25 protein-coding genes are annotated in these 19,172 nt (G+C 57.7%); 10 read left to right on the top strand and 15 right to left on the bottom strand.

Going from position 1 to position 19,172, the window contains the following annotated elements; all coding sequences use genetic code 11:
- Nucleotides 1-18: 18 nt before the first annotated feature.
- Entirely contained in the window at nucleotides 19-1,038 is a 1,020-nt protein-coding gene (locus tag K5845_RS18765) for an LAPAL motif-containing putative phage structural protein (protein WP_287959678.1), read from the top strand.
- A gap of 671 nt (nucleotides 1,039-1,709) precedes the next feature.
- Nucleotides 1,710-2,021, top strand: coding sequence for a GIY-YIG nuclease family protein (locus tag K5845_RS18760; RefSeq protein ID WP_046480405.1), 312 nt, complete (start codon nucleotides 1,710-1,712; stop codon nucleotides 2,019-2,021).
- A gap of 476 nt (nucleotides 2,022-2,497) precedes the next feature.
- Here the strand turns inward: K5845_RS18760 and K5845_RS18755 are convergent, their stop codons facing one another.
- Nucleotides 2,498-3,118, bottom strand: coding sequence for a PRC-barrel domain-containing protein (locus K5845_RS18755; RefSeq protein WP_090230721.1), 621 nt, complete (start codon nucleotides 3,116-3,118; stop codon nucleotides 2,498-2,500).
- Nucleotides 3,119-3,331: 213 nt separating this feature from the next.
- Here K5845_RS18755 and K5845_RS18750 point away from each other — a divergent pair, with 213 nt between their 5' ends.
- The 3 genes from K5845_RS18750 to pip all read left to right on the top strand — a co-directional run bounded on the left by K5845_RS18750 (nucleotide 3,332) and on the right by pip (nucleotide 5,136).
- Nucleotides 3,332-3,709: a VOC family protein gene (locus tag K5845_RS18750; protein ID WP_046478540.1), complete on the top strand. Its 378-nt coding sequence runs from the start codon at nucleotides 3,332-3,334 to the stop codon at nucleotides 3,707-3,709.
- A 137-nt stretch (nucleotides 3,710-3,846) separates the two neighbouring features.
- Entirely contained in the window at nucleotides 3,847-4,056 is a 210-nt protein-coding gene (locus tag K5845_RS18745) for a hypothetical protein (RefSeq protein WP_287959677.1), read from the top strand.
- A 114-nt stretch (nucleotides 4,057-4,170) separates the two neighbouring features.
- Entirely contained in the window at nucleotides 4,171-5,136 is a 966-nt protein-coding gene (gene pip / locus K5845_RS18740) for a prolyl aminopeptidase (protein WP_287959676.1), read from the top strand.
- Nucleotides 5,137-5,182: 46 nt separating this feature from the next.
- On the opposite strand, the gene K5845_RS18735 is transcribed toward pip, so the two are convergent.
- The 5 genes from K5845_RS18735 to arsH all read right to left on the bottom strand — a co-directional run bounded on the left by K5845_RS18735 (nucleotide 5,183) and on the right by arsH (nucleotide 9,750).
- Entirely contained in the window at nucleotides 5,183-5,737 is a 555-nt protein-coding gene (locus K5845_RS18735; RefSeq protein WP_046478538.1) for a DUF1269 domain-containing protein, read from the bottom strand.
- Between the two features lie 89 nt (nucleotides 5,738-5,826).
- A complete protein-coding gene (locus K5845_RS18730) occupies nucleotides 5,827-7,041 on the bottom strand; it encodes an MFS transporter (RefSeq protein WP_287959675.1) in 1,215 nt (404 codons plus the stop codon).
- A gap of 162 nt (nucleotides 7,042-7,203) precedes the next feature.
- Nucleotides 7,204-8,277 carry a helix-turn-helix domain-containing protein gene (locus K5845_RS18725; RefSeq protein ID WP_287959674.1) on the bottom strand — a complete coding sequence of 358 codons (1,074 nt, stop codon included), beginning with the start codon at nucleotides 8,275-8,277 and terminating at the stop codon, nucleotides 7,204-7,206.
- A gap of 11 nt (nucleotides 8,278-8,288) precedes the next feature.
- On the bottom strand, nucleotides 8,289-9,050 hold the full coding sequence (locus K5845_RS18720) for a hypothetical protein (RefSeq protein WP_287959673.1): 762 nt from the start codon (nucleotides 9,048-9,050) through the stop codon (nucleotides 8,289-8,291).
- A gap of 7 nt (nucleotides 9,051-9,057) precedes the next feature.
- Nucleotides 9,058-9,750 carry an arsenical resistance protein ArsH gene (gene arsH, locus K5845_RS18715; RefSeq protein ID WP_287959694.1) on the bottom strand — a complete coding sequence of 231 codons (693 nt, stop codon included), beginning with the start codon at nucleotides 9,748-9,750 and terminating at the stop codon, nucleotides 9,058-9,060.
- A gap of 367 nt (nucleotides 9,751-10,117) precedes the next feature.
- On the opposite strand from arsH, the gene K5845_RS18710 reads away from it, so the two are divergent.
- The 3 genes from K5845_RS18710 (at nucleotide 10,118) to K5845_RS18700 (ending at nucleotide 12,389) form a co-directional block, all read left to right on the top strand.
- A complete protein-coding gene (locus K5845_RS18710; protein WP_348270690.1) occupies nucleotides 10,118-11,293 on the top strand; it encodes an MFS transporter in 1,176 nt (391 codons plus the stop codon).
- A 110-nt stretch (nucleotides 11,294-11,403) separates the two neighbouring features.
- Nucleotides 11,404-11,955, top strand: a complete 552-nt coding sequence (locus K5845_RS18705) for a 2OG-Fe(II) oxygenase (RefSeq protein ID WP_287959672.1) — start codon at nucleotides 11,404-11,406, stop codon at nucleotides 11,953-11,955.
- Between the two features lie 74 nt (nucleotides 11,956-12,029).
- Complete coding sequence (locus K5845_RS18700; RefSeq protein WP_046478533.1) at nucleotides 12,030-12,389, top strand: SPW repeat protein; 360 nt, start codon at nucleotides 12,030-12,032, stop codon at nucleotides 12,387-12,389.
- Between the two features lie 48 nt (nucleotides 12,390-12,437).
- On the opposite strand, the gene K5845_RS18695 is transcribed toward K5845_RS18700, so the two are convergent.
- Together K5845_RS18695 and K5845_RS18690 are read right to left on the bottom strand one after the other, a co-directional pair.
- Nucleotides 12,438-12,845 carry a response regulator gene (locus K5845_RS18695; protein WP_052743969.1) on the bottom strand — a complete coding sequence of 136 codons (408 nt, stop codon included), beginning with the start codon at nucleotides 12,843-12,845 and terminating at the stop codon, nucleotides 12,438-12,440.
- Nucleotides 12,846-13,279: 434 nt separating this feature from the next.
- Complete coding sequence (locus K5845_RS18690) at nucleotides 13,280-13,465, bottom strand: DUF3008 family protein (RefSeq protein ID WP_046478532.1); 186 nt, start codon at nucleotides 13,463-13,465, stop codon at nucleotides 13,280-13,282.
- Between the two features lie 539 nt (nucleotides 13,466-14,004).
- Between K5845_RS18690 and K5845_RS18685 the strand changes: the two genes are divergently transcribed.
- Nucleotides 14,005-14,247, top strand: a complete 243-nt coding sequence (locus tag K5845_RS18685; RefSeq protein ID WP_090230735.1) for a helix-turn-helix domain-containing protein — start codon at nucleotides 14,005-14,007, stop codon at nucleotides 14,245-14,247.
- A gap of 30 nt (nucleotides 14,248-14,277) precedes the next feature.
- Here the strand turns inward: K5845_RS18685 and K5845_RS18680 are convergent, their stop codons facing one another.
- The 3 genes from K5845_RS18680 to K5845_RS18670 all read right to left on the bottom strand — a co-directional run bounded on the left by K5845_RS18680 (nucleotide 14,278) and on the right by K5845_RS18670 (nucleotide 15,304).
- A complete protein-coding gene (locus tag K5845_RS18680) occupies nucleotides 14,278-14,559 on the bottom strand; it encodes a hypothetical protein (RefSeq protein WP_090230738.1) in 282 nt (93 codons plus the stop codon).
- A 19-nt stretch (nucleotides 14,560-14,578) separates the two neighbouring features.
- Entirely contained in the window at nucleotides 14,579-14,737 is a 159-nt protein-coding gene (locus K5845_RS18675) for a hypothetical protein (protein ID WP_287959671.1), read from the bottom strand.
- Nucleotides 14,738-14,851: 114 nt separating this feature from the next.
- Nucleotides 14,852-15,304, bottom strand: a complete 453-nt coding sequence (locus K5845_RS18670) for an MgtC/SapB family protein (protein WP_076605324.1) — start codon at nucleotides 15,302-15,304, stop codon at nucleotides 14,852-14,854.
- 170 nt (nucleotides 15,305-15,474) lie between these two features.
- Between K5845_RS18670 and K5845_RS18665 the strand changes: the two genes are divergently transcribed.
- Complete coding sequence (locus K5845_RS18665; protein ID WP_046478528.1) at nucleotides 15,475-16,086, top strand: hypothetical protein; 612 nt, start codon at nucleotides 15,475-15,477, stop codon at nucleotides 16,084-16,086.
- Nucleotides 16,087-16,146: 60 nt separating this feature from the next.
- On the opposite strand, the gene K5845_RS18660 is transcribed toward K5845_RS18665, so the two are convergent.
- The 4 genes from K5845_RS18660 to fdh3B all read right to left on the bottom strand — a co-directional run bounded on the left by K5845_RS18660 (nucleotide 16,147) and on the right by fdh3B (nucleotide 19,165).
- Nucleotides 16,147-16,470, bottom strand: coding sequence for a hypothetical protein (locus K5845_RS18660; protein WP_139165393.1), 324 nt, complete (start codon nucleotides 16,468-16,470; stop codon nucleotides 16,147-16,149).
- A 111-nt stretch (nucleotides 16,471-16,581) separates the two neighbouring features.
- Nucleotides 16,582-17,085, bottom strand: a complete 504-nt coding sequence (locus K5845_RS18655; protein WP_287959670.1) for a DUF992 domain-containing protein — start codon at nucleotides 17,083-17,085, stop codon at nucleotides 16,582-16,584.
- Between the two features lie 248 nt (nucleotides 17,086-17,333).
- Nucleotides 17,334-18,551, bottom strand: coding sequence for a formate dehydrogenase subunit gamma (locus K5845_RS18650; RefSeq protein ID WP_090230740.1), 1,218 nt, complete (start codon nucleotides 18,549-18,551; stop codon nucleotides 17,334-17,336).
- A gap of 11 nt (nucleotides 18,552-18,562) precedes the next feature.
- On the bottom strand, nucleotides 18,563-19,165 hold the full coding sequence (gene fdh3B / locus K5845_RS18645; RefSeq protein WP_046478525.1) for a formate dehydrogenase FDH3 subunit beta: 603 nt from the start codon (nucleotides 19,163-19,165) through the stop codon (nucleotides 18,563-18,565).
- Between the last annotated feature and the right edge of the window lie 7 nt (nucleotides 19,166-19,172).

Below are 19,172 nucleotides of genomic sequence, written 5' to 3'. Positions count from 1 at the left end.
TGACCCAGGACCCCAAGAATGGACAAAATTGATTTTCGACGGTTCAGCGATAATGGTTTCGCGCTCCGTCTTGATGGACCCCCTGGCTTTATTTCCGTCGATACTCTAAGTGAATCCACCTTAGGGCTCACAAAGGCGATAAAAGAAATAAATAAGTTAGTTAATCCAGAGTATGCACTAGAAGTTTACGTCGGCAGCGTATCCCCCGGCAGCATAACAATTAACTTAAAACTAAAGAAAGCGGCCTTGGCAATTGGGCTTTTGGGAGGCGTGGCGCTTGCACCACTCAGCAAGGATATCGTCGTAGCTCTTCTAAGCAACTACCTCTACGACAAGCTTACAGAAGAGCCGTGTCTAGTCGACATCCGCGGAAACCGCGTAAGGATAAAAGGAGACAATTGCGACATAACTATTTCAAAAGATACCTACGATATGAAGCAAGAAGTAGACGCCAACGTGAAAGTCGCTGACGGTGTCAAACGCTCCATCCAAGCGCTTAAGAAAGACCATGCTGTAGAATCTATTGCGGTGATAGGTGATGGGAACAAGCCGCCGACCGTGAAGATCCCTAGACATAAATTCGATTATGTTGAACACAGACTAAATTATCCATTCATACCCTCACCTAGATTAATGGAAACCGTCGATCGCTCCATACTTCCGACTCCTCCGCCACAAACGAGAACCATCATAAAGCGAGTCAATCTGATTATAATAAAAGCCGTTCTCAAAAGAAGCAAAAGAAAGTGGCAGTTCAACTGGAATGGACTCACCATATCTGCAGAAATATCTGATCAAGAGTTTTTTGACTCACTCGAAAAAAGGGATATCGCATTACATCAAGGAGATGGGCTTGATGCAGAACTGGCAATCATTCAGCGGTATCTCCAACCCGCCAGAGTTTGGGAAAATACATCTTATGCTGTTAATCGGGTTTACGCGGTAACGCTAGGTGAGCATCAAACAAAAATGGAATTCAACCATTATGGCGATGGCCACACGCCAAAGCCGCAGCACTCGCCGAGACCTGATTACTGAACCCACACGATTATCAAAACTGCACCTTAGATCCCGGCAATAAATGCCGGAATGACGGTTGATGAGTGTGGGACGTGCGGAGACTGATGAACAAAGGCTAGGATGACTGGCTGACGGTCGCGGAGTGGAGGGCGTGACGCCTGAGCAGCGAAGGCAGTCAATCGTGGTGGAGGGGGTTCCCCCTAAATAAATCCACCTGTCATCCCGGGGCTTGTCCCCGTGATCTAAGGTTCGGCAATCGCCGCCGCAAAGAGCGAAGCACGACCTCGCAACGGGTTCCCCAGCGGAGAGTTAGATCCCGGCAATGAATGCCGGGATGACGGTTGAAGAGTGGGGGACGTGCGGAGGCTGGCAACCAAAGGCTAAGATGACAGGCTGACGGTCGCGCATGTGGAGGGCGTGACGCCTGAGCCGACAAGGCCGTCGTTCGTGGCGGAGGGAGTCCTTGCAAACAACTCCACCTGTCATCCCGGGGCTTGTCCCCGGGATCCAAGGTTCAGCGATTCCCAGCGCGAAGGGGGTAGCAGAACCGGGCAACGGTCTCCCCAACGGCACGTTAGATCCCGGCAACCCCGGCAATGAATGCCGGGGCAAGCAAATGCCGGGATGACGGTGGCGGGCGTTGAAAGATAGCCAGGGCACGGCATACTCCGATGATGCAGGAGATCCGCATGCGCCGATTTTGGGTTTACATTCTCGCCAGCAGTCCACGCGGAACTCTGTACATCGGCATGACGAACGGTTTGGTCCGGCGCGTGGAAGAGCATCGCGACGGAACCGGCTCGGTGTTCACGCGACGGTATGCCATTCATCGCCTCGTGTGGTTTGAGGAACTCCCCAATGTGCAGCAGGCGATCCAGCGCGAAAAGACGCTGAAGGAATGGCCGCGCGATTGGAAGCTGAACCTCATCGAGCGAGACAATCCGAATTGGATTGATCTTTATCCTTCGTTGCCGGGTGTCGCGCCGCTCAGGAAGCTTTAGCTTCACCTCAACCGTCATCCCGGGGCTCCAAGGTTCAGTGCCGACGCGAGGGGTGAAGCACGACCTCGCAACGAACACCCCAGCCGAGAGTTGGATCCCGGCAATGAATGCCGGGATGACCGTGGTGGGTGTTGAGGGCGTGAAGCGTATGCAGTGAACGCAAGCGTTCGTGGCTGGCAAGACCCGAGAAAAACATCTCATCCGTCATCCCGGGGCTTGTCCCCGGGATCCAAGGATCAGCGGTTGCCGACGCGACGGGTGAAGCAAAACCGCGCAACGGACACCCCAGCCGAGGGTTGGATCCCGGCAATAAATGCCGGGATGACGGTAGTGGGTGCGTGAACGCATGCGCGTACCCTCTCCGCACGAGGCAGTCGCCGCGCACGCGCTAGCGCCAAACACAAAAACGCACCGGCGCATGTCTGCAACCGGTGCGTCCTCGCTCGTCGTTAGGCCCGATACGCGGGGTTCGGATCCTACTTCTTCTTGAACTGCTCGGCCTCTTTGCTCGTGACGGAGGCGGTCAGCTTGTCGCCGTCCTTGCTGATCTTGTCGATCGGCAGAACGTAGGTCGTCGCGAAGAAGCCCGAGCCCAGAATGCCAGAGGTCTCAACCTCCACGCTGGAAACCTTACCATCGGCCTCGTTCACACCGACAACCCTGCCGAGTTCCTTCCCTGCAGAGTCAACGACGTTCAGACCGTCGACATCCGACGCCGTAAGGGCCGGAGCCGCAGGAGGTGTCTCGGCCTTTTCAGCCGGCGCCTCGGCTGGAGCCGGTTCAGACGGCGTTGCCGCAGGGTCCTCTGCCTTCTCAGCAGGTTCGCTCGGAGCCGCCTCTTCTGCCGGGGCAGCAGCCGGCTCTGATGGCGTGGCGGCAGGCTCCGCAGCCTTCTCGGCTGGTTCGGTCGGAGCGGGTTCTTCCGCAGGTGCTGCAGCCGGTTCAGACGGAGCCGCAGCCGGCGCCTGCTCTTGTGTCTGTGCCGGGGTGGTGTCCGGCTCCGGGTACTGCGCGAAGGCAGATGATCCCATTAAACCCGTCACGAGGATCGTCGAGAGAGTCATCGCAAGATATCGCATCAATTTTGTATCCCCCATTGAATCGATCTTCGGGCGAGGACCAAGCCTCGCCTGCGCGTTCTATGACATACTCAGGCTCGCTGACCAAATTTCGACGCGCTCGCACATCTGATTGCGAGGGCTCGCAATCTGGCATGCCAAATGCCTCCAATCCGGCGCAAAGAAAGTTCGTGAGCGGCCGACAGTGTTTATGGGAAACCACGTGCCACATCACTCAAGAAAGGCGGCGCAATGATCGATCATGTCTCGGTGGCCGTGCGCGACTTGGAGCTCAGCGGCAAAGTCTATGAAGGCATGCTCGCCCCACTCGGGCTGACGCGGCTCGTCACCCGCGAAACGGCTATCGGCTTCGGCAAGCGCTATCCCGAACTCTGGCTCAATCAACGGCCCACCCTCGTTGGCGTGCCCGCCGATACCGGCTTCCACATCTGCCTGCGCGCACCGACCGAAGACGCCGTGCGCGCCTTTTTCGATATCGCACTCGCGGAAGGCTGCATCAGCGCTGGAGCACCGGGCCCGCGCCAAGCCGCGATGACGCCCTACTTCGCCGCGTTCGTCTACGATCCCGACGGCAACAAGATCGAAGCCGCGAATTTCCCCAGCGCGTGAGCTGCGAACCATACCGCCCGACACACCGCCATCTGGTCAAGGCAAGCCCCTGCGCCGCCGGCCGCACGAAACCAAGTGCGGCTTCCGCGCATTTCAAAGTTGCATACGCCAAAGACTGACCATCGATGGAGTAAACCATGCCCAATTCACACACAGCCGCTTGCGAGAGCTGCCGCTTTTATGACGACCACAAACTCAACGACGCGACCGCCCAGGACGAACACGGTCTATGCCGCTTCAACCCGCCGGTGAACCAGCCCGATCCGCTCGGCCACGGCTTATGGCCGGTTGTGGCGGCCGAAGACTGGTGCGGACACTTTTCGCCCGAGCAACTCGCGGCGGAATGAACGAGAGCCTGCTCTGAACGTTTTAAGCGAACGCCGGCAGCACTGGAGCACCGGCGCGAAGTCGTGCAGTCTGCGCGGATGACATCAACTGAACCGCGAGGCCGCACGCCCCTTATGACTGAAGCCGCAGAAAAGAAACCCGAGATCCGCCCCGCGCAGATCCGTCCCTATGACGCGATCATGCTGGATGTCGGCGACGGGCATTGGCTCTACGTCGAGGAGGTAGGCAACCGCGACGGAGTCCCCGCCCTGTTCCTGCACGGCGGGCCGGGCAGCGGCGCCCAGCACACGAGCCGCAACGTGTTCGATCCCGAACGCCACCGCGCCATCCTGTTCGATCAGCGCGGCGCAGGCCGCAGCCATCCCTACCTCGCGCGCAACGCTAACACGACAGCGCACCTCATCGATGACATCGAGCGCATCCGCACACACTTCCGGATCGAGAAGTGGCTTGTGGTCGGCGGCTCGTGGGGCTCGACCCTCGCGCTCGCCTATGCCGAAGCCCACCCGAAGCGCGTCGCGGGCATGGTGCTGCGCGCCATCTTCCTGGGAACGCGTGCCGAGGTCGAATGGGCGTTCATCGAAGGCCCAAAACGCTTTCGCCCCGAACTCTACGACGCCTTCGTCGCGTTCCTGGATAAGCGGGAGCGCGACGATCCGCTCAAAGCCTATCTTGCCCGGCTCAACAATCCCGATCCGGCCGTCTACGCCCCCGCCGCGCACATGTGGAACGCCTACGAACGCGCGCTGTCGCAGCTTGCGCCGCGCAATGCCAAACTTCCAACGAGCTTCGATAAAAAAGCGCGCCTGCCGCCAACACCGCTGATGGAAGCCCACTACATCGCCAGCGACTTCTTCCTGCAGGACGGCCAGTTACTCACCAACGCGCACGCGCTCGCACGCATCCCCGGAACCATCGTGCAAGGCCGCTACGATTTGTTGTGCCCGCCCTCGGCAGCCTACGCCCTCGCCCAGCGCTGGCCGCATGCCAAGCTCGAACTCGTCGATGGCGCGGGCCACGACGTCAACGAGCCGGGCATTCTGCCGGCGATGCAAAAAGCGTTGCTGGAATTGACCTAACGGGGATCAGCGGGAGAGGAGCGACAGGCCTCTCTCCCGCCTGCGCTTACGATGCCTTGGATTGAGGTGCGGCCGCTGCATCGTTGGCCGCCGTGTGTTTCGACAGCGCCTCCTGCAGCCGTGCCTCCTGCTCCGGTGACAGCGACGAGCGCAGCACGCGGCCGGGGAACTTCGAGAGTTCGGCCAAGACTTTCTCAGGTTGCGCTTTCCGCACCAGAACGAACAGCGCGGAGCTGTCGTTGGGGAGCGTTTGCGCCAGAGATTCGATGAACTTGTCGTCGATACCGTAGTCGACGAGCGTGCCCGACAGAGCACCGCCGCCGGCACCCGCGAGCCCGCCAATCGCGAAACCTGCGAGCGGGTTGAGGAACAACAGCCCGACCAGCGTGCCCCAGAGCGCGCCGGTCAATCCGCCGGTCGCCGCGCCCATGCGGACCATATTCACACTTTGCTTGAGCTGTATCTTGCCGTCGGGCTGTCTAATCACAACAACGGCGTCTTCAAGATCAACCAGATACTCTTTTTGCATCCGGCGGAGGTCGGTCAGAACTTGATCGGCTTCCTGCGGGTTATCAAAACCAATTGCAACCATTTCTGCCATTGGGGAACCTCAAAATCATACATGGGGGGTCAATGTACGTTTTGAGAACCGCGCCGGATGAACTTCGTTCCATTCGCCCCTGATCACACTCATGTTTTTGCCGGAGACGGCGTCCGCTTGCGGCCCGTAAGCTGGCGTAATCGCGACATCGAGAAGACGCCGAACACCGGCCCCAGCCCCAGAATGATAAGAACGACGGGCCAGCCGGTCGTCTCCGCCAGTAAGGGCGCCAGCTGCACGGTGAGGATGGTTAAGGCGAAACCCAGCGCCGTCTGCAGCGTCATGAGGCTGCCCGCGTTCTCCGCCACCGCCGTATCCGCCACAATCGCGGAGAATTGCGGAGAATCCGGCACGATGCTGATACCCCACAGCAGGATCAGAACGAACGTCAGCCACGCCGGACCACCGAACGTCAGCGCGGTCCCGACAGCGCACGCCCCACTCACCACCATCGCGATGATCGTGACTTCTGGCTTACCGATCTTGTCCGCAAAGAGCCCGCCGATCACACACGCCACACCGCCGAGCCCGATCGCGAGAAACGCCGTGAGCTTGGCAAACTCCACCGCCTCGTTGTTCGGCATCGTCGCGCTATAGGACGTCGCCGCCACCACGCCGATCCACGCCCACATGGCGTAAAGCTCCCACATGTGGCCGAGATAGCCGCCATAAGCGAGCCGGATGCGCCGGTCCGTCCAGGCGACCTTGATGCAGTTGATGTCGAAGCGCTTGGCCCGGGCGTGATACGGCCCAAGACCGCTTGCGAGAACGAGAAACCCGCCGAGGATAGCTGCAACGGATGTGATACTCACCGCCGTCCGCCAGTCCGCGCCGCCGAGCAGCGAGGCCAGATGCGGTGAAGCCGACCCTAGCGTTACCGCGCCGACGAGAAGACCGATCAGCAGCCCGCGATCTTTCGTGCCCCACCCAGCCGCGATCTTCATGCCGACGGGATAAGCCCCCGCCAGCAGCGCGCCGGTCACGAACCTCATGGAGATCGCCAGCACGCCGCCGATAGGAGCCAGGAGCAGAACGGCGTTGGCCAATCCGGCTGTGACCGCACACACCATGAAGACGCGGCGCGGATCGAACCGGTCCGCCAGCCCGAGGAACGCCGATATCAGCGCGCCGACGACAAACCCGGCTTGCACAGCGCTGGAAAGAAGCGCCTGGCGCACGGGCGACATCTGACTTTCCGCCACCATCTCCGGCAGCACCGCCGCGGAGATGAACCAGAGGCTCAATGTCAGAATTTCAGCAACGACCAGAACCGCGATGGATTGAAATTTGTTCCCCTGCGCCACCTTTAGCAATCCACCCCGTGCTTCAGCCTTGTCCGTCTTCGCGAACCCTCAGCATTCTCACGATCTTGTACGGAAGGGAAGATCTTGGTGGTGGGGGCTTTGGCAGGAAGCCCGAATAACTAGGTTCCGTTCATACTCCTAATGCGTGACGAGCTAGGTTCACTACACAATATTCAGTCGCCGTGTTTGCGGCGGACGCGCGGGAGGGGCTGCGCCCGCCAAGCCCCAGACAAGTCCTTCCAATTCATCCAAAGGAATGTGAAGCGCCCGCGCAATCTCATTCTTGGAAGTGCGCTCGTTCCATAACTGCGAAAGCACTTTCTTCCATACAATCGACGTTTCCCGTTCAATCCCATCGGGCTCACCGGTCCTATATCCTCTCTTCCCGAGTTCAATACAGATTGACTTATACCGCCACTCCGAAAGCAGCCCCAAGGAATGCAACCGATGAGCCATCGCCACCGCAGATACGCGCCATCTGGTCTTCGCCTTGATGACGACCTTCACGTCTATGAATCTAGGCATCCTTGCGCGCACATCATTGGCAGGCATAAGAAAGGCGGAAGCAAAAGCATTAGCCTCACGCTCAGCAGCACGCGACTGATCTCGCGGACCGCCATGTCTGTGCAAAACAAGGTGCCCAAGCTCATGAGCGGAGTCAAAAATGCTCCGTTCGGCGGTCTTAAAATTGTTCAGGAAAATATATGGACGATCATCCCGCCAGAATGAGAAGGCATCTACCGTTTTAGTATTTTCGGATAAAGAAAACACGCGCACGCCGTGCGTCTCAAGCAACCCGATCATGTTCCCTACAGACTTCTCACCAAGCCCCCAATATTGTCGGAGAGAACGAGCCGCTGCCTCCGGATTTGTCTCATAGCTTAGGTCAAGGAGATTTGGCGTCGGTAGAGAAAAACGCGTCTCTACCCAATCACTTAATTGCAGCCCGAGAGACCCAGCAGCGATTGCGGCATCACGTTCTTTCGCGCCCATCTTCGACAAGCTCCGAAAACTGACCGCGTCGGTATTGAGATCCTCTGGGTCATCTGCAAAGAAGAACTCGTCTGGGAAGCCGAGCGCTACTGCAAGCCGCGATACAGTATTGATATCCGGTTGGTTTTCGCCCTTCTCTAGCCTCGTAATTGTCATGGCGGAAAGGCTAGTTAATTCGGCGAGTCCCTTTGCTGTCAGCCGCCGCCGTTTTCGGGCGAGGCCGAGTCTTTTACCGTTAAACATGTCGTTACCCGCTATTTTCGAGCAACTTGCGGATCAAAATCGTCCGCACGATCTCCGTCATCTAGCGAGAAAATGTCGGTAACCATGTCGTTTCCATCAGAAATATAGATGCGCTCGACATAAGCGCTAAATGTTCTGCCCTTTACCACGGGTCTCGTCAATTCCACCGCCCCGCGCTCATCAACCATAAGATAATAAGTAGCGATGCTTTTCGACTGAGCAGGAGCAAATTCAGGCAGGTCAGATCCGAATAGGTTCCCCATACACGCACGTTCAGCTCCTGCACCCTTGGGCGATCGTGGCTTTGGCTTGAGTTCATCATCACAAGCTACGTCAACATTTGAGAATATTACTCTAAGCCCGAGCCTTTCATTCTTGATTGCTTCAACGCCATTAGAACGGTCTACTGACCACCGCTCTCCAACATGGCGATCTCGTAGTGCCCACGAGCCATCCTGATAAGCGAAGGTACCAGCAGCATTAGTGGGATGGAACGGCGTAGCGTTAGCCGCCGACGCACGCGCGATGTTGCGCACTTCCAAAAGCTCGGCGCGACTCAAATCCATCTCTGCAAGCCGCCGATCCACATCCCACGGCTCCCGCCACACCTTGGCTTCTATCATCATGTCGAGCAATCCATGTTGATTTTTCCAACCTACATGTAGGTGAAAAAAATCAACATGGCAAGAAGTGTTTTCAACCGTCTTGCTCTGTTCCGCGACACCATTTCGTCGACACGCTCTTTGCTCGCAGCCCACCAGAAACAAGCGCACTGCCCCCTCAAATCTTATCCTGATTGACCCGCGCTGAGAGAGCTTCCGCGCTCTCGACGCGCTCGCTGTAACGGTCGGTGAGGTAGGCGGACACATCGCGCGTCAGCAGCGTGAACTTCACCAGTTCTTCCATCACATCGACGATGCGGTTGTAGTAGGCGGAGGGACGCATGCGGCCCGCGTCATCGAACTCGTTGAACGCACGCGCGACAGAAGATTGATTGGGGATCGTCAGCATCCGCATCCAGCGGCCCAACACACGCATCTGATTGACGGCGTTGAATGACTGTGAGCCGCCGCACACCTGCATCACTGCAAGCGTCTTGCCCTGCGTCGGACGCACCGCGCCTTTCGAGAGCGGAATCCAATCGATCTGCGTTTTCATGGTGCCGCTCATCGAGCCATGACGCTCGGGCGAACACCAGACCTGCCCTTCGGACCAGATCATCAGATCCATAAGCTCCTGCACCTTCTCATGCGACGTCGGCGTATCGTCCGGCAACGGCAAACCGTTGGCGTGAAAGATGCGGACCTCCGCACCAAGCCGCTCCAGAATCCGCGCCGCCTCCAACGTCGCAAAGCGGCTGTAGGAGCGCTCTCGCAACGATCCGTAAAGCATGAGAATGCGCGGCGGATGCGTCGAGCGCTTAAGCGGAAAGAGCCGCTCGACATCGAGCGGATGCAGATGTTCCGCGTTCAGTGCGGGAAAAGTCCGATCGTCCTGCGTCACGGCATCATCCTAAGTATGAGACGTTTTGCCTTCAGGGGCAGCCACACTCTTTGCTATGATTAATTGCTGCACTGCGTCGTTCCCGTTCAACGGAGGGGAAAAACAAGGAACGACACCCAGCGGCAACCCGCCTTATTTCGACAGTTCCGGACGTATCATTGACTCTTCGTCAGAGCAACGCACAGCCATGGCCCATGAAACGCGACGGCACAGCCGCCCGTCCTAAAGCCTTAGGCAACCCGACACGGCGGGCCGAACACAGCGTCGCGCCGGCAATGCCGTCCCTCCATTCTCAGGACGCCGGTCGCTGTCGATCAGGGCGACCAAGGACAATCACGTGACTGACGCTTCTCAAAAATCCCGGGTCGGTATCACTGTCGCGCTCGGCTTCGCCCAAATGCTCGCCTGGGCGTCAAGCTATTACCTTATCGCCATCCTCGGCGACCCGATGGCCAAGAGCTTGAATATTAGCTCAACGATGGTCTTCGCCGCTTTCTCCGTGGCGCTTCTCGTCTCCGGCCTCGTCGGGCCCAAGGTCGGCCGCACCATAGATTTGATAGGGGGACGGGGCGTCCTGGCCGGCTCCAACCTTGTCTACGCCGCCGCGCTCGTCACCCTTGCCTGTGCCTATGACCCCATCACGTTGTGGGCAGGATGGCTTTTGCTCGGGATCGGCATGGGCCTCGGGCTCTATGACGCCGCCTTTGCCACACTCAGCCGCATCTACGGTCTGTCCGCACGCCGCGCCATCACCGGCATTACGCTTCTCGGCGGACTGGCAAGCACCGTCGGTTGGCCGCTCTCCGCCTGGGGCGTTGATGCCATCGGCTGGCGCTGGACGTGCCTCGCCTGGGCGGCAGCGCAGATCTGCATCGGTTTGCCCCTCAATCTGCTCGCCATACCAAAAACACCGCGACACGAAGTGAAGACGGAGACGCACGCCGCAAAGCCGCACGTCCCCATCGACCGTACGATGATGCTGCTCGGGTTCGCCTTCGCTGTCGGGTGGATGGTTTCGGCAGGCATGGCCGCACACCTGCCGCGTCTGCTCGAAGCCGCGGGCGCAACGGCATCACAAGCGCTCATCGCAGCCTCCCTCATCGGCCCGGCTCAGGTCATCGCCCGGTTGGCCGAAGCCGCGATCTTCAGCCAGTACAATCCCCTGATCAGTGCGCGCATCGCGATGATGCTTCACCCGATAGGGGCGGGATTGGTCGCCATCGGAGGCGGAGCCCTCGCGCTGCCCTTCACATTTCTGCACGGCGCCGGCAACGGCATCCTCACGATTGCCCGCGGCACGGTGCCCCTCGCAGTCTTTGGACCGGACAACTACGGCTACCGCGTCGGCCTGATCAATGCGCCAACACGCATCGGCCAAGCGGCCGCTCCGCTGGCGTTCGGGTTGCTCATCGAAGCCTATGGGGCGGGGACACTCGTTGTTTCAAGCCTGATGTGCCTCAGCGCCGTGCTGGCCTTCTCCTGCGTCCGCCGCGCACCACACAACCTATCCTGAGGAGCCGTATGCCGATAAAGGGAGGCTCGCATCCATTGCAGGATGCATCGGGCCAACCCACTTGATGGGTCTTATTGATCCCATCATCCCTTAGCTAGGCACACCGCTCCATGCTTTTGCCGATCGAAGTTGCCAACGTATTTTCTCCCGACGAATGTAAAAAGATTATCTCCACCACCGATGAAAAAGCCTATGCCGACGCGCGCCTGATCGACGGAGCCCGGCAAGACAATACGCGCCGCGCCCGCATCACATGGCTGGATGATACCGACAAAGATGAGTGGGTCTTCCGACGGTTGCTCGACACCGTTTCGGAAGCCAACAGGCATCACTTCAAGTTCGGGCTTGAGGAATTCTCCGAACGGATGCAGGTCGCCTATTACGGCGCCGAGACGGAAGCCTTCTTCGACTGGCACATCGACATCGGCGACGGCCAGTTCGCCCGTCACCGCAAGCTGACAATCGTCACGCAACTGAGTGAGGACGACAGCTATACGGGCGGAGATCTTGAGACTAATGCCGACGGAAACGTGCGGCGCGCCTCGCGGGCATGCGGAACGGCTATGCTCCTTCCGAGCTTTGTCCTGCACAGGGTGACGCCCGTGACCCATAACGCCCGCTATTCACTAACCCTCTGGGCCCATGGACCCGAGTTCCGCTAACGGGCGTTATGTTTGGGTATCCTCTCCATCGCTCCTATCTCAGATGTCAGAGGTTTGCTCATTTGGAGGTCAAGATGCCCGCATCGTTCCACGTTCCGAAGCATTGGCAGGATTGGGTCAGTTGGATTCTCGGCTTCTGGCTGTTGCTCTCACCGTGGACACTGCACTACTCCGATGACTCACCGGCGCTACGCAATGCCGTCATCGTCGGATTCCTTTTGATCTTTGCGGAAGTGGTGACGCTCTCGGCATTCCGGCCGTGGGAAGAGTGGGCAACGATTCTCATCGGAGCATGGCTGATCGTCTCTCCGTTCGTCCTGGAATTCATCCACCCGATGGGCACAGCGAACGCCATCATCATCGGCGCAATTGTCCTGCTGCTCTCATCCTATGAGCTCTGGCGTGTCAGCACGGGAAGAAAAATAGAATCCTGACGACGCGGTGGCCTGGCCTCACACAGCCGAATTGTATCCGCGAGGTTGTTAGGCGACCTGCGCCTTTAGGTACATGGTCTGCACACAATTCAGCAGGTCTGCGGCGACAAAGGGCTTCCCGACTGTTGGAACATCGCAATATGCCTTGGGAAGCGCATCTCGACTGAGGCCAGTGACAAATGCAAAGGGGACCGCATTTTCCATGAGCCGTTCGACGACGTCATGCGCATCGCCGTCTGTCAGCAAGTAATCAATCAAAGCGCAATCGACGTCCTGCGTTCCAATCAATTCCAAAGCTTCCGACACCGACGCAGCCGGCCCGATAACCTGAAAGCCAACCGCAGCAAGGATGGATTCAATATCCATCCCGACGATCGGCTCATCCTCCACGACGAGCACACGCGCGGTAAATTGCATCGGCTCGCCGCTGATGGATGCCAGGTTTTGGCTCCCCATAAATTCACCTGACTGAAACGCTCTACACACAATCGATCGTTAGCACATCCCCAGCCAGTCACAAGTTTTTCTTGATAGCTACGAGTAAAAAAACAGCAGCAGAAGCCTGTCGGTAAAATTTGCATCACAACAATACTATTAAGACGCTGGCATCCCAATAAAAACGCCAAAGATATTAAACATGCCCAATGGCAGAGCTTCCCGTGAAATGGCGGGTCAGCTACCTGAAAAGTCGAGCCGACGGTTCCAAGCTAGAAGTATTTCAATAATATTTTCTCAGAACTCATCTCAGATAAATGATATAGAATAAGAAAACCAGCGCGATACGACACCACCTTCACAGGACACCTCATCTCGCAGGCTGTTCTGTGCCGAATAGAACTGACTTCAAGCTGCGAAAACCTCAGAAATGCAACGTGGGCGAGTATTATTATTCATTCGCTTTTCTTTTCCGGGAGGCCCTTGCGCTTAGTGGAGGCGAACTCCTCCAGTTCCTTCTCCGTCATGGAGTCGTACATCTCCCGCGATGCGCCCTTAAGCTCTGACACCTTGGCCTCGCCGCGCTTGGCCGCTAGCGCGGCTCCTGCGGCCATCTGCTGGGCTTTTGATTGCGCTGGCATGTCACAAACCCTTCCAGTTAATTAGGATCCCGCCAAGGCAATCCTCAGCGGCGGCTTCCTTAAAAACTGGCCCGGCGCGCGCCCAGTTCCGCATCAATGTTGCACAAGCATTCACCTGTGACCGGGCCGTTCTTTGGTTCGGACCCAAAAAGTCGAAAGCGAACGAAAAAAATTCGAACCCCCACGGAACCGCATGCCGAACTGATGCATTGGGATGGGTAAGTTGGAGCCACGGTCGCAAGTTTCCCCCCCTCCCCCTCCCCCTGCTTGCACCAGCTCCCATGGCCCGCGGCGTCGCTCCCCTTCGCCGCGGGCAACTTTTTTGTGGGGGCGCTCTGCATCATGCCATCGGAACCGGTGAAGCTGAGGGGGCGTTTCAGTTCACGCACTCCACAGCGTCCGCGATGGACCGCACAAATCGAAACGTGGAGCGTAATCAGGTCGTGAGCTCGCACCCGGAGTTGCAAAGGCAGCAGATGCGTCCCGCATGATGCACAACGCCTCGTCTTCCCTGGGCCAGCACAATGAGGAGGACCTAAATGGACCTCACATCAAGTGAAATTGAAATCCTGAAAGCGATCGAGAAGAGCGGCAACGACCGCGGCGACTACACGAGCTTTCGCCGTATGATTGGTGCCATCGCCGATCCCACGCTCACCATCGATGACGCCGAAATCCACGAAGCTCTCGATAAGCTCAAAGAAAAATCATTCATTGAGATCGAAAGAGGCAGAGCCGTGAAGCTCACCGAAAGCGGCATCGTGGCTCTGCGCGCCCTGTAGGGGCAAGGCGCGAATGTGACAGCAGATTGATTAGGTCTCTTCTTCCGGGACATCACCCGCAATCAACGCGCTGCGAGAACTTTCGATCTTGCGCAACAGTTCAGCGTCAGCCGCCTCCTGCGCGCCTGAAACGGGCATTCCTTCATCGCCGGAAGCAAGCCGCCGGTTGACGAGAAAAGCCCAGCGCTTCAACGCGGCAATCTTCTCACCACGCGTCAAACCTTCTGACGCCATGAGATCATCAGGAGTCTGAAATTGAGATTCAGGTTCCGCCTTGGCGGCTTCCCGGTCAATCTTCAGCCGTTCGCCCATACGAGACATCCTTCGTGAATTACCCAGCAAAAACGCCCGGCCAATAGACGCCGATACCAAATCCCACTGCCAATGCGAGCAGCAACGAGATAGCAAGGACCCAAATCAGTCCGGTTCTCTTCGCCTGACGCGCCTCGTTCGTCGTCAGAACTGGCCCGCTTTGGGATTCTCTATTCATGATCATTCCTCCTCTTTGCGCAGAGTCCAGTCATGGCAGGCGAATGGGTAAAACGCCTCTAAACGAGTGAGGTTCCGCCACGGGGCGTCCTTGAAACACCCTCGCGGAGCAATCTCAGGCCTCGTCATTGTTCTTAGGATCTAACGGCGGCTCGGGCGGAAAAATTCGATCTTCCAGCCGCTTAACGAATGCCAAAATCACGATGGATATGACGACCGCGACGATGGCAACGTAGTAATATCCGCCACCGCAAGCTAACCCGATGGCACCAGCAAGCCACATCCCCGCGCCAGTCGTCAGCCCCTGAATTTTCCGACCACTGACGATGATCGAGCCGGCGGCCAGAAAAGCGACGCCGGCCGTCACCGCCTCGATGATACGGATCGGATCAACGTTCCCGCTCGGAAACTCTCCGCGAACTTGATAGAAAATCTCGAAAGTGATGATGGTAAAGAGCGCCGCCGCCAGCGAGACCATCATATGCGTTCGCAAACCGGCCGGCCTGTCCTTCAGCTCACGATCAATTCCGATCACTCCGCCAAGCCCTGCAGCAAGCAGCAACCGCATTGTGATCTCCAGTTCCGGCACATGTGTCCGTGAAACCACTGATATGTCGAACAGGTCCACTCGCTTCCCAGTGCTTGTCATTGTAAAGACGCGGCAACAACAAAACCAAAGGTCGTCTCAATCCGTTCCGTAAGTGAGAGGCGACGCCGAAAGCTGATCGAGAGTTGCAGATGAACGAAACAACGAGCGCAGTCTCACCGGCCCGATACGAGTTTCGCATCTTCACGACCAACGGTGCCAATCTGATAGAACGCCTACGTGCGTTGCCCGGCGCAAAAAAACCGGAGCGCGATCAGGGTGCACAGACCTATATCGTCCGGCACAACTACGATCATATCAGCATCAAGCTGCGCGAGGACCGGTTAGAGGTCAAAGAGCGGTTCGGCCAGCTAGATTGCCTCGAACGCTGGCGATATCGCTTCGTTGCACCACTCCCCGTCACGGCAGATCAAGTCGAAGAGCACCTCTTTGCTCCACTCGGCCTTTCTGTTTCGCTCAAGGCAGGCACACGTTTCTCGGCCCATGCACTCATCGAACTTGTACAAGCTCATTGCCCTCCGTTGGCCCTCATCGAACTCAACAAGGATCGAGTGAAATGGTCCCTCGGAGCTTGCAATGCAGAATACGTGAGCCTCGACGCTGACGGTCATTCTCTATGTAGTATCGCGTTAGAATCGACTGACCCTAACGCGCTGCGGCAGCTCATAGGAACGCTGCAGCTCGATCACTATGAAAACCAGAGCTACATCGCGTTCTTGAATAGTTCGGAAAAGAATGGCTGAGACGCACACTCGATAACCGAGTGAACGTCTCGCGAACCGCTGCGCCCTCCAGGCAGGGAGTTATTTTGTCTTATCCGATTTCATGTCCGGCACAGCTTCGCCCACACGGTTTGTCGGCGCGTGTTGGGTTTCGTCCTTTTTGTGCGTAGAAGACCCACTCTGCTGAGTGTCAGCCTTAGGCTCAGCCTTCATCGTTGGGACGCTCTCACCGACGCGATTTGTCGGGGCGTGCACATCTTCCTGAGCCTTACCGCTCGAACCGCCAGTTTGACTTTGAGCAAGCTGACCGCCTCGCTCAGATGATAGCTGCGCACTATTGCCGGCAAGCAACGGCGAGGACGCAAACACAGCGATAGCAGCGAGGCCTAAAACTTCCCTTCTCATGATATCCTCCTTTATAGCGGCCGTTGATCGGCCATATCGGAGGAAAACGTTGGCGCCGAAGGTCTGTTCCAAGTCATTTCCGCACGGGTACAGTTGGTTCAACGATCAGTGCTACGCCTTTATGGAATGAAGCGCCAACTCCAAAACGGAGATTGCGGGCTCCGAAGAAGGTGAGAGCGGATCACTCACGGGACGCAATTCGATCGTGTCGTTAGCGCCTCCACGCAAGCCAGCGGCCGTACCATCGGGCGACGAAGATGTAGAATTCAACGTCCCCATATACTGTCCTTCCAGATCCTTGAGCTCAACGTCCGGCGTAGGAGCCAGCACCGCCCAGGACAGGATAACCTTCGGTTCAGCCTCCTTGTCGCTGCTGATCCGCTTGATGACACCGTCAAAGCGCCCGCCAGGCCCACTAAGGGCTTCGTAATCACATGAAAGAGCCGTCGCCCCTTCAGGCAACTTTCGCTGCGCTTCTGCATCTGCTGGAATCGTGCAAGTCAACGTCCCCGCATTCGCCGGCGGAGGTGGCGTGTCTGCAAAGGCCGACGTTGTTACACTCAATCCCAGTAACAAAACGCAAACCGCTAGCTTGAACGGTGAAATCGAATCCATCGTTATACCTCCTGAAGAGGCCAACGATGTCGGCACCAACGAAGTTCCCCTGACGCCCGTTTGGCAAGCCGTTATCCGTGATGTGGACCCAATCGGGTGTCTCCATGCCACAGTGCTCCCTGCACCACAGAAATGTGTGTCCGGTCCAACGCTACCCACGCCAGCGACCCGATGAGCACGGTGATGGCCAGCCCGGTCAGGAATGTCTTCATGTTGGCAAACCTCATTATTGTGTTGCGAAATTCTTCTTACTCGGCAGCCTTTGGGTGGTGGTGATGCGTGGAAGACGTTTGCTCGGTCCCAGTCCCGTCCGGGTCGCGCCAGTTGCCACTGATATCGCGATACCAAAGACTGTGGTGCTCTTTCGCCCAATTGCGATCGACGCGCCCTGACCACATCGCATCGATCGCGCCTTCCATACCGACGGTGCCGATGTATATGTGGCCGATGATCAGAGCGATCATCAGTAGCGCGATAACGGCATGAGCAAGCTGAGCCCACTGCATCCCATCAAAGCCGAGCCACGCAAACGGAAACATCAGCGTGACACCGGAAATAAGCGCCGCCAGCCCACCAAGCGTAACACCCCAAAAGACAATCTTCTGACCCGCATTGAATTTACGCGCTGGCGGATTGTGACGACCGTCAGAAAGAAAACCGCCACCCTCTTTGAGCCACTCCACATCAAGACGTGATGGCAAATTCTCCCGCAACCAAAGCCAGGCCATCGCCACCACACCAATGGCAAACGCTACCGACGCCGCCATGTGGAGCCACGCACTGATCGAAGCCACCTCATGAAATGCTGATGGACTTATGAACGGAAGCAGAAGCGGTTTTCCGTAAAGAACGACGAGCCCCGTAAGAGCCAGCACAACAAACGCCGTCGCCGTCATCCAATGATTGGCACGTTCAACCTGATTGAACCTCTCGACCGTGCCGCTGCTCCGGCCTTCCGCAATACGAATACGCCCGCGTGCGAATAGAAAAAGCGCCAGTGCCAAGGAAACTCCAAGGATCAACCAACCGCCCGTATAGACGACCGTACCGTTCCGGGCTCTCCGCCAGTCGCGACCCTGCGGCTGCTCCAGCAGGTTCGTATTGCGATAAGGAAGTGACGTTGTTCCAGTGCGCTTCTCCGGAGTAATCAGGATCTGGCTGTCCGCTTTATCCAGCTTCCAGCTCTGCACAATTTGCTTTGGATTGGACACCGAACCGCCAGCCTGGGTACCACCGGCCACGACATCCTCTTGCGGACGAGCAACCGCTGGTAGCGTCTCTGCCGCATTCCGGTCGGACAGCAGTTTCGAACGATCGACCCAGACGGTTCGTTCACCAGGTTCGCCCCCGATCTGGACACTCGGCAGCACCATGGGCTTGGGCGCTGCGGCATACGTCGCCATCCATATCAACAAGGCCGCCAATAAAGCTGCAGCGAGACCACCGGCAACGCGATACGCAGACATCACCTGCCTCCTTATCCTTGTACTGCTTGTGAACTGTAATAGGCCGTAGACCAGCCCCAAGCACCGGCGCCATAACCGCGCCTGACGATACGCTCTCTATAAATTTGCGAGACGATATCTCCGTCGCCAGCCAACAGCGCGCGCGTCGAACAAACCTCAGCGCAAAGGGGCAATTTTCCTTCGGCGATGCGGTTACGCCCATACTTCTTGTATTCCGCTTCCGAACCCGGCTTTTCAGGACCGCCCGCGCAATACGTGCATTTGTCCATCTTGCCGCGGGAACCGAAATTCGACGCCTGCGGATACTGCGGCGCACCGAACGGACACGCGTAGAAGCAATACCCACACCCGATGCAGATATCCTTGTTGTGCAGCACGATGCCGATGTCGGTTTGATAAATGCAGTTGACCGGACACACCGCGATGCAAGGCGCATCCGTGCAATGCATGCAGGACGTAGCTATAGATTTTTCACCCGGCCCACCATCGTTGATCGTCACGACCCGACGCCGAAGTATGCCCCACGGCACCCCATGTTCGTTCTTGCAAACGGTGGAGCACGCGTTGCACTCGATGCAGCGATCGGAGTCACATAGGAACTTCATCCGTGCCATGATTTAC

This window comes from Filomicrobium sp., from assembly GCF_025698805.1.
Classification (GTDB): Bacteria; Pseudomonadota; Alphaproteobacteria; order Rhizobiales; family Hyphomicrobiaceae; genus Filomicrobium; species Filomicrobium insigne.
This window is presented reverse-complemented; position numbering and strand designations above follow the sequence as displayed.

What these genes read in the sequence shown, in the direction of transcription:
- K5845_RS18675 (WP_287959671.1), bottom strand. Translation starts at nt 14,737, where the DNA reads ATGAATAGAGAATCCCAAAGCGGGCCAGTTCTGACGACGAACGAGGCG.
- K5845_RS18650 (WP_090230740.1), bottom strand. Translation starts at nt 18,551, where the DNA reads ATGTCTGCGTATCGCGTTGCCGGTGGTCTCGCTGCAGCTTTATTGGCG.
- K5845_RS18760 (WP_046480405.1), top strand. Translation starts at nt 1,710, where the DNA reads ATGCGCCGATTTTGGGTTTACATTCTCGCCAGCAGTCCACGCGGAACT.
- K5845_RS18655 (WP_287959670.1), bottom strand. Translation starts at nt 17,085, where the DNA reads ATGGATTCGATTTCACCGTTCAAGCTAGCGGTTTGCGTTTTGTTACTG.
- K5845_RS18755 (WP_090230721.1), bottom strand. Translation starts at nt 3,118, where the DNA reads ATGGGGGATACAAAATTGATGCGATATCTTGCGATGACTCTCTCGACG.
- K5845_RS18660 (WP_139165393.1), bottom strand. Translation starts at nt 16,470, where the DNA reads ATGAGAAGGGAAGTTTTAGGCCTCGCTGCTATCGCTGTGTTTGCGTCC.
- K5845_RS18725 (WP_287959674.1), bottom strand. Translation starts at nt 8,277, where the DNA reads ATGTTTAACGGTAAAAGACTCGGCCTCGCCCGAAAACGGCGGCGGCTG.
- K5845_RS18750 (WP_046478540.1), top strand. Translation starts at nt 3,332, where the DNA reads ATGATCGATCATGTCTCGGTGGCCGTGCGCGACTTGGAGCTCAGCGGC.
- fdh3B (WP_046478525.1), bottom strand. Translation starts at nt 19,165, where the DNA reads ATGGCACGGATGAAGTTCCTATGTGACTCCGATCGCTGCATCGAGTGC.
- K5845_RS18765 (WP_287959678.1), top strand. Translation starts at nt 19, where the DNA reads ATGGACAAAATTGATTTTCGACGGTTCAGCGATAATGGTTTCGCGCTC.
- K5845_RS18665 (WP_046478528.1), top strand. Translation starts at nt 15,475, where the DNA reads ATGAACGAAACAACGAGCGCAGTCTCACCGGCCCGATACGAGTTTCGC.
- K5845_RS18670 (WP_076605324.1), bottom strand. Translation starts at nt 15,304, where the DNA reads ATGCGGTTGCTGCTTGCTGCAGGGCTTGGCGGAGTGATCGGAATTGAT.
- K5845_RS18745 (WP_287959677.1), top strand. Translation starts at nt 3,847, where the DNA reads ATGCCCAATTCACACACAGCCGCTTGCGAGAGCTGCCGCTTTTATGAC.
- pip (WP_287959676.1), top strand. Translation starts at nt 4,171, where the DNA reads ATGACTGAAGCCGCAGAAAAGAAACCCGAGATCCGCCCCGCGCAGATC.
- K5845_RS18700 (WP_046478533.1), top strand. Translation starts at nt 12,030, where the DNA reads ATGCCCGCATCGTTCCACGTTCCGAAGCATTGGCAGGATTGGGTCAGT.
- K5845_RS18685 (WP_090230735.1), top strand. Translation starts at nt 14,005, where the DNA reads ATGGACCTCACATCAAGTGAAATTGAAATCCTGAAAGCGATCGAGAAG.
- K5845_RS18735 (WP_046478538.1), bottom strand. Translation starts at nt 5,737, where the DNA reads ATGGCAGAAATGGTTGCAATTGGTTTTGATAACCCGCAGGAAGCCGAT.
- K5845_RS18690 (WP_046478532.1), bottom strand. Translation starts at nt 13,465, where the DNA reads ATGCCAGCGCAATCAAAAGCCCAGCAGATGGCCGCAGGAGCCGCGCTA.
- K5845_RS18680 (WP_090230738.1), bottom strand. Translation starts at nt 14,559, where the DNA reads ATGGGCGAACGGCTGAAGATTGACCGGGAAGCCGCCAAGGCGGAACCT.
- K5845_RS18705 (WP_287959672.1), top strand. Translation starts at nt 11,404, where the DNA reads ATGCTTTTGCCGATCGAAGTTGCCAACGTATTTTCTCCCGACGAATGT.
- K5845_RS18695 (WP_052743969.1), bottom strand. Translation starts at nt 12,845, where the DNA reads ATGGGGAGCCAAAACCTGGCATCCATCAGCGGCGAGCCGATGCAATTT.